This window comes from Occultella kanbiaonis (assembly GCF_009708215.1).
GTDB classification, from domain to species: Bacteria; Actinomycetota; Actinomycetes; order Actinomycetales; family Beutenbergiaceae; genus Occultella; species Occultella kanbiaonis.
The window spans coordinates 2,074,540-2,087,977 of record NZ_CP046175.1; the positions used below are offsets into that span (position 1 = coordinate 2,074,540).

Sequence of the window (13,438 nt, forward strand, 5' to 3'; positions counted from 1 at the left end):
ACCGGGCGGGAGCCACCGCGACGACCACCGGGAGGCCACATGCCGACGACGCCGAACGACGCTGCGACGCCCCGTCGGCGGACCACCATCTATGACATCGCCAGGACCGCGGGCGTGAGCGCGGCTGCCGTCTCCCTCGCCCTGAACCAGCCCGGACGACTGAGCGCGGACAGCGAGCGCCGCATCCTTGCCGTCGCGGACGAGCTGGGCTATCGCGCCAACCCGTTCGCGCGAGCCGTGGCGACCGGCACGACGCAGTTGATCGGGCTGCTCGTCCATGACAGTGCGAACCCGGTCTTCGCCGGCGCCGTCCGCGGCGTCACCGACGCCGCCGCGAGGGTCGGTTACACCGTCGTCGTATCCGACACCCACGATCTCGCAACACCGGTCACGACCATCCTCGAGCGACTGTTGCCGCTCGTCGACGGCGCGGTCTCCTGCTCGGCGCGGGTGACTCCCGAGGCACTGGCAGGCGTGGATGGGACGCCGATCGTCCTGGTCAACCGTGAGGTAGCGGGCCGAGATTCGGTGATCCCTGACGTCGGTGCCGCGACCCGCGCCGCGATCGAGCTGCTTGTCGGTCGGGGCCATCGGGACCTCGGGTTCATCGCCGGCCCGCAGGACTCGTGGCTGAGCCGATACCGGCTCGCCCTGCTCGAGCGTGAGGTGGCGGCCAGCACCGCGCGGCTGCAGGTGGTGGCCTCGGTCGAGCCGACGATCGACGGCGGCCGGGAGGCACTCGCCCAGCTCGAGGGCCGCTGCACCGCCGTGCTGACGTTCAATGACCTGATCGCCTTCGGCGTGCTGCTCCAGGCGCGCGATCGTGGGCTCCGGGTGCCGGAGGACCTGAGTGTGGTCGGGTTCGACGACACGTTCGCGGCCATGCTCGTGACCCCCGCACTCACCACGATCAGCACGGAGCTCGAACCGGCGAGCAGGCTCGCGACCGTTCGGCTCCTTGCCGCCCTCGGCCACCCGAACTCGGACCCGGACGCGCGGATCGAGGGCCGGCTGACCGTGCGGGACTCGGTCGGCGCGGGGCCGCACCGGTGAGACAGGCTCAGTCGGGTTGGCAGGTGGGGCAGTAGTAGGCCGGCCTGGTCATCGGTTCCACGCCGATCGGGGCGACCACGATCAGGGTCCGGCAGCGTCGGCAGCCGCGCCCCGCGCGCCCGTGCACGTGGGTGGTGTGCCCGGCGCGGGTGTCCCCGGTGGCCGTCAGGGACGGGCCGTCCGCCGAGCGGCGCATCAGTCGGTGTGCCGTCGCGAACAGTTCGCGCGGTGCCTGCACTCCCGAAGAGGATCGCCACGGGTTGATCCGGTGCCGCCACAACGTCTCGGCCAGGTAGATCGTGCCGATGCCCGCAGCCACGGACTGATCCAGCAGGGCCTCTCCGATGGGTCGCTCCGGGTCTGCCCGCAGGTTCGCGACGGCGGTGTCGAGGTCCGGGTCGTCGGCCATCAGGTCCGGGCCGAGCTGCCGGAGCAGCGAGGCCTCCTCGCGGGTGCGGACCAGATCCATCATGCCCAGCTGCAGCCCGACGCAGGTCCACTGGTCGGTGCCGAGCACGGCCCGGACGTTCGGGCGCCGCAGCGGCTCGGGCGGATCCGCGGTGTGCCGGACCTGCCAGGTGCCGTCCATGCGCAGGTGGGTGTGCAGGGTGCGGCCGTCATCGAGCCGGGTGAGCAGATGCTTGCCGTAGGAGACGGTGCCGACCGAGCGCAGGCCGGTCAGGTCGTGACCGGCCAGGCTGGGCCAGCGCAGCTCGCCGCGCAGCAGGGGCCGGTCGCTCAGCGCGAGGCTGAGCCGCCGTGCGACCCGCAACAACACATCGCCCTCGGGCATCGGTGCTTCACCTCTTGTCCTGCCGCAACCTTAACCCGCGGGGCGTTGCGATGAACCCGGATTCGGCCAGGGCGGCCACCAGCGGGGAGCGTTCGGACAGCGCGGGTGCGCCGTCCGCCCGATGCACCGTGAACCGCCCGAGGGCGCCGGTCCGGGCGACCTTGGCCAGCTCCAGTGCGGCCGGTCCGAGGGCTGCCGGGTCCCGCGTGAAGGAGAGCAGGGCCTTCGCGCCACGTTCGAGGTAGAGCACCAGTTCACCACCGACGATGATGACGCTGGCGCCGACCTTACGGCCGGGCCGGTGCCCGCTGGTCTGCTCCACCATGCCCACCGGTTCCGGCCAGCCGAGCGCGGCGCCGTAGGGGTTCGCCGGGTCAGTGGCCGCCAGCAGCAGGGCGCCGACGCCGGCGCGGGCGTCCGAGCGGAGCCGGTCCACGCTCTCGGGCAGGGCGAACTGTGCGGCACCGAGGCCCTCGACGAAGTAGCCGCGACGCACCTGGCCGGTCTCCTCCAGCCCCGCCAGGACCCGGTACACGCTCGAGAACCCGCCGACGAACCTGTCGCCGACGGTGCCGCGGGTCAGCAGCCCGTCCCGCTCGAGCAGGGCGACAGCCGCGGCGGTGGCCCGGCGGGCCTCGTCCGAACGGGCCGGGACGCAGGACCACCGCCCGACGGCGTCGTCGGGCGTCGCAGGTCCGAGCGGGTTGGCACCGGGTCGGCGCAGCGCCACGGCGCGCAGCGACCGTCCGCGGGGCCGGGCCCGGTGGCTGGTGCGGGTGCCGGCCCGCGGCTTCGCGCCGAGGCGGGCTCGCAGCGGCGTGAGCGTGTCGTTGGTGGCGACTCCGCCCCAGGCCGCGTCCCAGAGGGCGTCGAGGATCTCACCGGCCTCCGGCGGGGGGTCCGTGCCGGTCCACTCGAGGCGGACCTGGGCCACGATGTCCCGGAAGAACCGACCACCACCGTCGCCGAGCACCTCGCGCACCACCCGGCCCACCGCCGTCGGGGGGTCGGAGCCGACCGGCGGGGCGAGGTCGGCCACGGCGTCCGCGGTGAGCAGTGCGACCATGCCGTCGGTGCCGGGCCCGCCACCGGCCCCGACCCAGGCGACCTCACCGGCGGAGGTGAGTTCGTCGAGCATCTCGGGTGCGTAGTCGACCACCCGGGTGGGCAGGACGAGCGATTCCAGCGCCGAGGCGGCCACGGGCGTGCCGGCGAGCTGGTCGATGGCGGTGAGCAGCCCGTCGACGCCGCGCAGCTGGCGTACCTGGTGCCACCGCGGCAGGAACACCCCGAGCGCCTCGGGCGGCACCGCCTCCACCTCCGCGCGCAGCACGGCGAGCGAGCGACGACGGATCCGGCGCAGCACGTCGGCGTCGCAGTAGTCGGGGCCGGGCAGGGCGAGGGTCTGCGCGGTGTGCGAGTCGGCGGGGCGCAGGGTGCCGGACTCGACCAGGCCGCGGTCGGTCAGGTCCCGCAGCACGGGAGCCAGGGCGGCGGTGCCAAGTCCGTACCGGGCCGCGACCTGCCCGGCGCGGAACGGGCCGTGGGTGCGGGCGTGCCGGCGGACGAGGTCCGTCAGCGCCGTCGGGACCGGGCCGGTCATGGCCTCGGGCAGGCCCACCGGGAGGGCGACCCCGAGCGCGTCCCGCAGCCGGCCGGCGTCCTCGACCACGCACCACTGCGCCTGCCCGGCGACCCGGACGCTGAGGATCCGGCGGGACGCGGCGAGTTCCGTGAGCCAGCCGTCCAGCAGTTCCGGGGTGCGCACCCGTGTGGCAAGTTCGGCGTCCGTGATCGGCCCGAGCCGACGGATGTGGTCGAGCGCGGCCTCGGCACTAGCCGCAAGGGAGTTCTCGGTGCGGAGCCCGACCTCGGCCTCGACGGACGCCAGTGCGCCCGGGTCGAGCAGTTCGGCGACGTCCGCGCCCTCGCCGAGCAGTTCGGCGAGCAGCGTCGGGTCGAGGGTGAGGGCGGCGGCCCGGCGCTCGGCCAGCGGCGCGTCCCCCTCGTACAGGAACTGGGCGACATATCCGAACATCAGGGACTGTGCGAACGGGGACGGATGGGAGGTGTGCACCTCGACGACCCGGACCCGCCGGCCCTGGACCGCCCTCATCAGGTCCGTGAGCGCGGGCACGTCGAAGTCGTCCTGGAGGCACTCGCGCACGGCCTCCAGCACCACCGGGAAGTCCGGATACTCGGCGGCTACCGAGAGCAGCTGGGCGCTGCGCTGGCGCTGCTGCCAGAGTGGCTGGCGCTTGTCCGGGCGCCGTCGCGGCAGCAGCAGGGACCGTGCTGCTGCCTCCCGGAACCGGGCCGCGAAGTGGGCCGAGCCGGCCAGTGCCGCGACCACCTCGCGCGAGGTCGCGTCGGGTTCCAGGAGCAGATCCTCCAGCGGTACCTCGCCGGCCCTGACGGTGGCGCCGGGGTCGGCTGTGTTCTCGGCACCGCTGGTGTCCCAGTCGGCGTCCCAGACGTCCGCGGTGTCCGGCAGGCGCAGCACGATCCCGTCATCGGAGTGCATCGCGGCCACGTCCATGCCGAACCGGCGGCGCAGGTTCGCCGCGAGCACGAGCGCCCACGGGGCGTGCACCTTCGCGCCGTAGGGGGAGTGGATCACCACCCGCCAGTCCCCGAGCTCGTCCCGGAACCGCTCCACCACGATCGTCCGGTCGGTGCTCAGCCGCCCGGTCGCGGCCTCCTGATCGCGCAGGTAGGCGAGCAGGTTGTCCCGGGCCCAGTCGTCCAGGCCCCAGTCCTCGAGTGACTCGGGCGCGAAGGCGGCCGCGCCGATCTCCCGGATCATCGCGCCGATCGCCCGGCCCAGCTCAGCGGGCCGGCCCGGGGCATCGCCCTTCCAGAACGGCAGCCGCCCTGGCAGCCCCGGCGCGGGGGAGACGAGCACCCGGTCCGGGGTGATGTCCTCGATCCGCCACGTGCTCGAGCCGAGGGTGAACGTGTCGCCCACCCGGGATTCGTAGACCATCTCCTCGTCGAGCTCGCCGACCCGTTTGCCGCCCCGCGCGCTGGTCTCCTGACCCACCACGTAGACGCCGTAGAGGCCGCGGTCCGGGATGGTGCCGCCGCTGGTCGCGGCCAGCCGCAGCGCGCCCGGGCGGCCGGCCAGGGTGCCGGCGATCCGGTCCCAGACGATCCGCGGGCGCAGCTCGGCGAAGTCCTCGCTGGGGTAGCGCCCGGCGAGCATGTCCAGCACGGCGGCGAGGACCCCGGGCCCGAGGTCCGCGAACGGCGCGGCCCGGCGCACCAGCGTGGTCAGCTCGCCGACGTCCCAGACGTCGAGGGCCGTCATCGCTACGATCTGCTGGGCCAGCACGTCCAGCGGGTTCGCCGGCACCGTGACCGCTTCGATCTGGCCTTCGCGTGCCCGCACCGACGTGGTCGCGGCAGCGAGCAGGTCACCCCGGTGCGTGGGCAGGACGACCCCGTGGGACAGGGCTCCCACCTGGTGCCCGGCCCGGCCGATCCGCTGCAACGCGCTCGCCACCGACGGCGGTGCACCCACCTGCACCACGAGGTCCACCGCGCCCATGTCGATGCCGAGCTCGAGGGAACTGGTGGCCACCACGGCGGGCAGGACCCCGGACTTCAGTGCGGACTCGATGGAGGTCCGCTCCTCGCGGCTCATCGACCCGTGGTGGGCACGGGCGATGATCGCATCCGCTGGTAGTGCGAGCCCGGTCCCGGACTGGGCCGGCGTCTGCGCGGCCTGCGCGGCGCCCGCGTCGACGTCCGGAGCGAGTCCGAGCCGCTCCGCCTGGACCTCGTTGATCCGGGCCGTGAGCCGCTCCGCGCCGCGGCGGGAGTTCGTGAAGACGATCGTGGACCGGTGCGAGGTGATCAGGTCGACGACCCGCTCGGTGACGTGCGGCCAGATCGACCCGCCGGACGGCTGTCGCGCCTGCGGCGCGGCGCCCGCCGCGTCACCGGACAGATCGAGGTGAGCCCCGCCGTCGGGCGCGGCGTCGCCGGAGACGACCCCGAGCGGATCGAACGCCTCGGTGCCGGGGCCGCGGGACGCCGTTGGGGTTCCGGCGACGTCCGCCAGGTCCGGGACCGGGACCACCACGTCGATCCGCAGCTCCTTGTCCACGCTCGGCTGCACGATCCGGGTGGTGCGGCCACCGTCGGCCAGGGACCGGGCGCCGGCCAGGTACCCGGCCACGGTGTCCACCGGCTGCACGGTCGCGGACAGCCCGATCCGCTGCGCCGGTGCGTCCAGCAGGGCGTCCAGCCGCTCGAGCGAGAGGGCCAGGTGGGCGCCGCGCTTGTTCCCGGCGAGCGCGTGTACCTCGTCCAGGATCACGTACTCCACCCCGCGCAGGCCCTCGCGCGCGGCCGACGTCAGCACCAGGAACAGCGACTCCGGCGTGGTGATCAGGATGTCCGGTGGCTTCGTCCCGAACGACCGCCGTTCCGAGGCGGGCGTGTCCCCGGTCCGCACGCCGACCCGCACGTCGTTGACCGGCTCGCCAAGGCCGGTGGCCAGTCGGGTGATGCCCACCAGCGGCGAGCGCAGGTTCCGTTCGACGTCCGTGGCCAGCGCCTTCAGCGGTGAGACGTACAGCACCCGGCAGCGCCGCTCCCGCTGCGCCGGCGGCGGCGCGAGGAGCAGGTGGTCCAGCGCCCACAGGAAGGCGGCGAGCGTCTTGCCGGAACCAGTCGGGGCGACCACGAGCGCATGGTGCCCGGACGAGATCGCCTCCCAGGCCCCGGCCTGCGCGGAGGTGGGGGCGTCGAACGCACCCGAGAACCAGGCCCGGGTCGGCGCGCTGAAGCCTGCCAGCACCCGCTCGCTCGCCTCCGTGGTCACCTGGGTCATTCTGCCCCGGGCCGCCGACATCGGATCGCCCGGTGCGCACGCGTTGTCGGTGGGGTGACCTACGCTGGCCCGCGTGAAGCACTCCGAGTTCTGGGCCGCCATGGAGGACACGTTCGGTCGCTACGGCGCCTCCCTGGCGCAGGACCTCGTCCTCGCGCCGCTGAACGGCCGCACCGCGAACGAGGCACTCGCGGACGGGGAGAACCCGCAGCGGGTGTGGGAGGCGATCTGCACCGTCAACGAACTCCCGGAGTCGGTGCGCTGGCACCACCGCACGGCCGATCACAAGTCGAAGCGACGTTAGGGTGTTAGGTTGCTAGCAACCCGGCAGATGTGGTGACATAGAGCCATGTCCCTGATCCGCGGCACCGGCCTGCGCAAGACGTTCGGTGACTTCGTCGCCGTCGACGGCATCGACGTCGAGGTCGCCGCGGGGGAGTCCTTCGGATTCCTCGGCCCGAACGGCGCCGGCAAGACCTCCACGATGCGCATGATCGGCGCCACCTCCCCGGTCTCCGGCGGCGAGCTGCGCGTGTTCGGCATGGATCCGGCCACGCATGCGTCGGCGATCAAGGCGCGCCTGGGCGTGGTGCCGCAGACCGACGCCCTCGACGAGGAGCTGCGGGTGCGCGAGAACCTCCTCGTCTACGGCCGCTACTTCGGCCTCTCCCGCGAGCAGGTGCGGGCGCGCACCGGACCCCTGCTCGAGTTCGCGCAACTGACGGAGAAGACCGACGCCGTCGTCGAGTCGCTGTCCGGCGGGATGAAGCGCCGGCTGACCATCGCCCGCGCGCTCATCAACGAGCCGAGCCTGCTGCTCCTCGACGAGCCGACCACGGGCCTGGACCCGCAGGCCCGGCACGTCCTGTGGGACCGGCTGTTCCGGCTCAAGCGGGACGGCGTCACGCTCGTGCTCACCACGCACTACATGGACGAGGCGGAGCAGCTCTGCGACCGGCTCGTGGTGATGGACCACGGCCGGATCGTCGCGGAGGGCTCGCCCCGGTCGCTGATCACCCAGCACGCCTCCCGTGAGGTGCTCGAACTGCGCTTCGACGCCGCCGATCACGCCGAGCACGTCGCGGACGTCGCCGGCATCGCCGAGCGGGTCGAGGTCCTCGCCGACCGGCTCCTGCTCTACGTCCACGACGGCGACGGCGCCCTCGAGACGGTCGCCGCGCGCGGTGTGCACCCGCTCTCGGCCCTGGTGCGCCGTGCCTCGCTCGAGGACGTGTTCCTGCGGCTGACAGGGCGGAGCCTGGTCGAGTGAGCCGGGCGGACGAGCAGAGCCCGACGGCGCAGCCCGGCTCCCCGGGTGAGGTCGCCCCGGGAGGAGGTTCCGCCGTCGACGGAACCGGGCGCGAGGCGGGTCCGGCGCCGCGTCTCGCCGGGGGTGGCTGGCGAGCCGTGTTCGGCTACTGGTTCGCCGTCTACAAGCGGATCTGGCGCTCCACGGTGATCTCCTCGTTCCTGGCCCCGCTGCTCTACCTGGCCGGGATGGGTTACGGACTCGGGGCGCTCATCGACTCCGGGGACCGCACGGCCGTGCCCGGGGTGCCGTACGTGGCCTTCGTCGCGACCGGGCTGGTGGCCGCGCAGGCGATGATGACGGCGTCCGCCGAGACCACCTACAACGTGTTCGGCGCGATCAAGTGGTTGCACACCTACGACGCGATGCTGGTGACGCCGCTGCGCGTGGTGGACCTGGTCCGCGGCCACCTCGTCTACGTGTTGATGCGCCTGACCCTCGTCGCCGGGGTGTTCGTGGGCGTCGCGCTCGCACTGCGGGCCATGGACGGACCGCTCGCCCTGGCCGCGGTGCCCGCCGCGGTGCTCGGCGGCCTCGCGTTCGCGACCCCGATCTACGCGTTCTCCGCGACCATCGACAGCGAGCAGGGCTTCAATGTGCTGCAGCGGTTCATCATCATGCCGCTGTTCCTGTTCTCCGGGACGTTCTTCCCGCTCACCCAGCTGCCCGTCGCCCTGCAGGTGTTCGGTTGGGTCTCGCCGCTGACCCACACGGTCGCGCTCACCCGGGCGCTCGGCCTGGGCACGGACTCTGCACTCTGGCTCGAGCCGTGGCGGTTCGCGGTCCACCTCGCCTACCTCGTGCTCTGGGCCGGGGTGGGCTACCTGCTCGCGGTGCGCGGCCTGCGGCGTCGGATGGTGGTCTGAGTGGCCACGACCAGCACCCCCACGTCCCGCCGGGCACTGCCGTTCCCGGTCGCGATGGCCCGCCCCGCTGCGCTCGTGGAGCGCAACCTGCGCGCCGCCAGGCACTACTGGCTCACCTTCGTCTCCGGCTTCTTCGAGCCGGTGTTCTACCTGTTCGCGATGGGCGTGGGCATCGGGGCGCTGGTCGGCTCTGTCGAGGTCGCCGGCCGTGAGGTCCCGTACGCGGTGTTCGTTGCGCCGGCGATGATGGCGACGTCGGCGATGAACGGCGCCGTCTACGACTCCACCGGCAACGTCTTCTACAAGCTCAAGCACTCCAAGCTCTACCGGTCCGTGCTGTCCACGCCACTACGGCCGTGGGACATCGCGGTGGGGGAGATCTCCTGGGCGCTGCTGCGCGGTCTGATCTACTCGGCTGCGTTCCTGCTCGTCGCGGCGGTGGCCGGGTTCGTCCCGTCCTGGTGGGCCCTGCTCGCAATCCCGGCCTGCACACTGATCGGGCTCGGCTTCGCCGCCGTCGGCATGGCCGCCACCACCTACATGCGATCGTGGAACGACATGGACTACGTGCAGCTCGCGATCCTGCCGATGTTCCTGTTCTCGGCGACCTTCTACCCGCTCGCGACCTACCCGCCGGCGCTGCAATGGGTGGTTCAGGCGACGCCGCTCTATCACGGCGTGGATCTGGTCCGCGCTCTGACGATGGGGGACCTGCATGTGGGCCTGCTGGTCCACGTCGCCTACCTCGCGGCGTTCTCCGCGTTCGGCCTCTGGGCCACCACCCGCCGGATCGGGAAGCTGTTGCTCACCTGAGTGCCGTCAGCGTCCGTCCCGCCACGAGTGCACCGGGGCGTAGCCGAGGACGCGGCGGGCCTTGTCGATCGAGAGCATGGTGTCGTGTTCGCCCAGGTCGCGCGTGCGGGGCACGTCCGGGAAGACCTCGGCCACGAGCTCGGCGTTCGGGCGCGTCGTCACCGTGTCCGGCGAGGCGATGATGAACCGGTCGAACCCGGTTCCGTCGAACTCGAGCGCCCGCAGCACGGCCTGCGCGCCGTCGCGGGCATCGATGTAGGACCACAGGTTCCACTTGCGCGCGAACGGGTCCGCGTCGAACGGGAACGCCTCATAGTCCGCGGGGGACATCACGTTGGAGAACCTCAGCGCGATGATCTTCAGTGCCGGGTCCCAGCGGGTCAGCTCGATCGCCATCGTCTCCTCGAGGTGCTTCACGAGGGAGTAGGTCGACTCCGGCCGCGCCGGGTACTCCTCGTCCACCGGGAGGTACGGGGGCGGCGTGTCGAACGGGAGCCCGAGCACGGTCTCACTGGAGGCGTACGCGATGTTCCGGATCCCGAGACGCCTGGCGGCCTGGAACACGTGGAACGTGGACAGGATGTTGTTCTCGAACGTGGCGACGTCGCTGGCGAGGCCGGGCGCCGGGATCGCGGCGAGGTGCACGATGGCGTCCAGCCCGTCATGGGAGCCGTCGATGCCGGCCAGTGCGTCCACCACCTGCCCGTGGTCGGTCAGGTCCACGCGCGTGAAGCCCGGCCCGCGCTCGCCGTACCGATCAAGGGCGACGACGGCGTGACCCGCCTCGCGCAGGTACGTCACCACGACTCGACCCAACTTGCCGGACGCCCCGGTCACCGCGATGTGCATGGGCCGAGAGTACGCCCACCGCCCGATGCCGCCGCGATCCGAGGGGCATCGCCGCGGCTCACCCGGCGGTGACTGCCGCCGTCGCCGGGACGGTGACGGCGTGCCGTGCCAGCATCGTCAGCCAGACCATCGTGAACGGGATGACCGTCACGTTCTTGATAGCCAGCTCCCAGGACTGGTACGTCGCCTGCGCGGACGCGTCCAGGCTCGCCCCGATGGCGTCGGGGATCACCTTCGCGACGATCGTCAGAGCAACCAGGAGCGCGGCGCTCGCAAGCAGCACTCCGGTCCGACCGTCGACGAACCGGCCCAGCCGGGCACCCACCTCGGACCACGGCACGTCGGTGTCCGCGAACGCGCGCCGGATCACCCAGGCCAGGAACAGCACCCGCACCGCCGCCGTCACCACCTCGCCGCCGACCCCGCCCGCCCACGCGTACCGCTCGTCACCGCCGACGGCGAGGAACCGCTGCACCGACGCCACCGCGCCGAACGCGAACACGATCGGGTAGTGCCGGATGAAGAATCCGCCGGACGCCCCGAACACCCGGATCGCCTCGCCCCATGCCCCGCTCCACCGCATCTCCTCAATCCCTTCAGTCATCTAAATGATTCAGTAGACTAAAAGGTAACAGAAGGTGGAGGATGTGACCATGGCCGATGCACAACCTGTCCAGATGCCCGAGCCGGACCGGCTGGGGGCCGAGCTGAGCGACGCCGTCGTGCTGTTCCACGAGGCGATCGGCTCCCTGATGGGACTGTCCGCCGCGGACCACAAGGCGCTCGGCATCCTGGGCCGGGAGGGACCGATGTCCGCCGGCGAACTGGCCGAGCGCACGGCGCTGACGGCCGGCGCAGTGACCGGACTGGTGGACCGCCTCGAACGCACCGGGCTGGCCCGCCGCGAGCGGGACCCGGGGGACCGGCGGCGCCTCGTGGTGACGGCGTCCCGGCCCGCCGACCCCCGGGTGGCCGAGGCGTTCGCGGGCCTCAGCACTGCGATGGCCGAGGTGACCGCGCGGTTCAGCCCGGAACAGCTCGTTGCGATAGCCGAGTGGGTCGCTCTGTCGAGTGCCGCGCTGCGCGGCCAGGCCGCGGCGATCGCGGCCCGGCGCGAGACGTAGGACAGCCGGCCGTCACGGAGTGCCCGACGGCGGACCATCGTCGGCAGATGTGCTCGGCTCCGTGGTGGGTGCGTCAGGCGTCGCGGTCGCATCGTCGGGTGGCTCGACCGGGTCGGCCGGGTCTGCGGCCTCATCCTCGCCGACCGCGCCGTCCGTCGCCGTCGCGTCCTCGGTCGCCTCAGGGTCGGTGGCCGGGTCGCCGGTCATCGCACGCTCGAGCGGGAACAGGGAAGGCGCCGGCCAGACCGGCTCGATCGCGAGGGCGCCGGGGCTCGGTACGAGGAGCCCGTTCGCGCCCGGTTCGACGTCTTCCACCGCATAGAAGGTGTACGGGAAGGCGTTCAGCGGGATCTGGGGGTCCGTCGCCCCGAGCGGAATGTCGCCCCAGGTCGACTCGCCACCCCACTGCGCCCACGACCGACCAAGCTCGGGCTCGGTGAGCACCACGGGCTTGCCGTCCTGATCGACGATGCGCGCATCCGTGATCGGGGCGCCGTCCGCGCCGTAGACGAACAGGTTCGTCGCCGCAACGCCGTCGACCTGCACGCCGTCGTTCGTCGCCTCCGCGATGCCACTGCTGAAGCCGCTCTGCCATCCTGACTCGTAGTCGCCGTTGCCGTCCTGGGCGATGTACGAGGCGGAGAGTACGAAGACCGGCAGCGCGGCGACGGCACAGATGGTGCTTGCCGTCAGCAGGACCGCATGGACCCGGCGGCCCTGCCCGAAGCTGCCCCGGCCCCACTGCACGCTCGCCACCACGAGCGCGATCAGGAACAGCCAGGCCCCGAGCGAGTGCGGCACCGGTCCCGTTCCGGACATGGCCCGAAGGATCACGAAGACCACCCAGGCGCGCAGCAGCCACCACACCGGCCGCAGGGCCGCGACGAACCCGGCGACGGCCCGCACCCAGCGGTTGTCCTCGGCCAGGCGGCGCCAGTCGGTCACCAGTTCGGCGCCCGCATCGGAGAGCACCCGCCCGAGCGTGCGGCGCGGGCGTGGCCCGGCGGGTGGCAGCTCGATCCCGGCGGCCTCGCGCAGCTCCTCGGCATAGGTGCTCGGATCCCCGAACCGGGTGGCCAGGGCCGCGGCATCGAGCCCGGCCAGCGCCGCTGGGTCCGCGACCTCGTCGAGGAGGGCGTCGGTGAGGTCCGCCTGGAGTCCGCCGGTGAGCTCGTCCAGGGTCTCCGCGTCGAGCGCGGCCAGGTGGTCCCGGACGGCGGCGGCGTAGGCAGCCACGGCATCCGATTGCGTCAGGGTGGACATCAGTGTGCCTCCGCCAGGTCGAGAAGATCGGTCATGGTGTGCGCGAACTCGTGCCAGTGCTTGGTCTGCAGGTCCAGGGAGGCCCGGCCCTGCGGGGTGATGCCGTAGTACTTGCGGTGCGGTCCCTCGTCCGAGGGCACCACGTAACTGGTGAGCGCACCGGCGGCGTACAGGCGCCGCAGGGTGCCGTACACCGAGGCGTCGCCCACGTCGGTCAGTCCGGCGCCGCGCAGCCGCCGCACCACGTCGTAGCCGTAGCCGTCCTCGGCCCGGACCACGGCGAGCACGGCCAGGTCGAGCACGCCCTTGAGCATCTGTGTCGTGTCCATCGCCACTCCTTGATCGCGCGGGCGACCATCGGCCACCACCCAATGCACTGCACACTACTGCGCGATGTGCGGTACTGCGCGATGCGCCGTCGGCGTGTCGTATCCCTCGACCGGGTCCGCCGAGAGTGTGATTGTGCGGCGGAACCGGCTTGTGGGCCGCACAACCGCACCCGCGCCGGTGGGAGTCCTGCCGAGAGCG

12 protein-coding genes are annotated in these 13,438 nt (G+C 72.6%); 6 read left to right on the forward strand and 6 right to left on the reverse strand.

Annotation, left to right across the window (positions count from 1 at the left end; all coding sequences use genetic code 11):
• Window positions 1-39 precede the first annotated feature (39 nt).
• On the forward strand, window positions 40-1,053 hold the full coding sequence (locus GKS42_RS09515; RefSeq protein WP_154793608.1) for a LacI family DNA-binding transcriptional regulator: 1,014 nt from the start codon (window positions 40-42) through the stop codon (window positions 1,051-1,053).
• A 7-nt stretch (window positions 1,054-1,060) separates the two neighbouring features.
• Here the strand turns inward: GKS42_RS09515 and GKS42_RS09520 are convergent, their stop codons facing one another.
• Both GKS42_RS09520 and GKS42_RS09525 read right to left on the reverse strand, forming a co-directional pair.
• On the reverse strand, window positions 1,061-1,846 hold the full coding sequence (locus tag GKS42_RS09520; RefSeq protein ID WP_154793609.1) for a DNA-formamidopyrimidine glycosylase family protein: 786 nt from the start codon (window positions 1,844-1,846) through the stop codon (window positions 1,061-1,063).
• 7 nt (window positions 1,847-1,853) lie between these two features.
• Entirely contained in the window at window positions 1,854-6,686 is a 4,833-nt protein-coding gene (locus GKS42_RS09525) for a DEAD/DEAH box helicase (protein WP_210769396.1), read from the reverse strand.
• A 73-nt stretch (window positions 6,687-6,759) separates the two neighbouring features.
• Here GKS42_RS09525 and GKS42_RS09530 point away from each other — a divergent pair, with 73 nt between their 5' ends.
• The 4 genes from GKS42_RS09530 to GKS42_RS09545 are packed head-to-tail and all read left to right on the forward strand — an operon-like array spanning window position 6,760 to window position 9,674.
• Window positions 6,760-6,990 carry a DUF3046 domain-containing protein gene (locus GKS42_RS09530; protein ID WP_154793611.1) on the forward strand — a complete coding sequence of 77 codons (231 nt, stop codon included), beginning with the start codon at window positions 6,760-6,762 and terminating at the stop codon, window positions 6,988-6,990.
• Window positions 6,991-7,035: 45 nt separating this feature from the next.
• Window positions 7,036-7,956, forward strand: coding sequence for an ABC transporter ATP-binding protein (locus GKS42_RS09535; RefSeq protein ID WP_154793612.1), 921 nt, complete (start codon window positions 7,036-7,038; stop codon window positions 7,954-7,956).
• The gene (locus GKS42_RS09540; RefSeq protein ID WP_210769343.1) at window positions 7,953-8,861 is read left to right on the forward strand and encodes an ABC transporter permease; all 909 of its coding nucleotides are present in this window, start codon (window positions 7,953-7,955) and stop codon (window positions 8,859-8,861) included. Before GKS42_RS09535 ends, GKS42_RS09540 begins: the two co-directional genes overlap by 4 nt.
• The gene (locus tag GKS42_RS09545; protein ID WP_232847995.1) at window positions 8,862-9,674 is read left to right on the forward strand and encodes an ABC transporter permease; all 813 of its coding nucleotides are present in this window, start codon (window positions 8,862-8,864) and stop codon (window positions 9,672-9,674) included.
• Window positions 9,675-9,680: 6 nt separating this feature from the next.
• Here the strand turns inward: GKS42_RS09545 and GKS42_RS09550 are convergent, their stop codons facing one another.
• Window positions 9,681-10,523, reverse strand: a complete 843-nt coding sequence (locus GKS42_RS09550; protein ID WP_154793613.1) for an NAD-dependent epimerase/dehydratase family protein — start codon at window positions 10,521-10,523, stop codon at window positions 9,681-9,683.
• 58 nt (window positions 10,524-10,581) lie between these two features.
• Window positions 10,582-11,127 (reverse strand): hypothetical protein, encoded by a 546-nt coding sequence (locus GKS42_RS09555; RefSeq protein WP_154793614.1) that lies wholly within the window; start codon window positions 11,125-11,127, stop codon window positions 10,582-10,584.
• Window positions 11,128-11,176: 49 nt separating this feature from the next.
• On the opposite strand from GKS42_RS09555, the gene GKS42_RS09560 reads away from it, so the two are divergent.
• Entirely contained in the window at window positions 11,177-11,647 is a 471-nt protein-coding gene (locus tag GKS42_RS09560) for a MarR family transcriptional regulator (RefSeq protein WP_207632218.1), read from the forward strand.
• 12 nt (window positions 11,648-11,659) lie between these two features.
• Here GKS42_RS09560 and GKS42_RS09565 read toward each other — a convergent pair whose 3' ends face one another.
• Window positions 11,660-12,910 carry a hypothetical protein gene (locus GKS42_RS09565; protein ID WP_154793615.1) on the reverse strand — a complete coding sequence of 417 codons (1,251 nt, stop codon included), beginning with the start codon at window positions 12,908-12,910 and terminating at the stop codon, window positions 11,660-11,662.
• A complete protein-coding gene (locus GKS42_RS09570) occupies window positions 12,910-13,239 on the reverse strand; it encodes a PadR family transcriptional regulator (protein ID WP_154793616.1) in 330 nt (109 codons plus the stop codon). Before GKS42_RS09570 ends, GKS42_RS09565 begins: the two co-directional genes overlap by 1 nt.
• Window positions 13,240-13,438 lie beyond the last annotated feature (199 nt).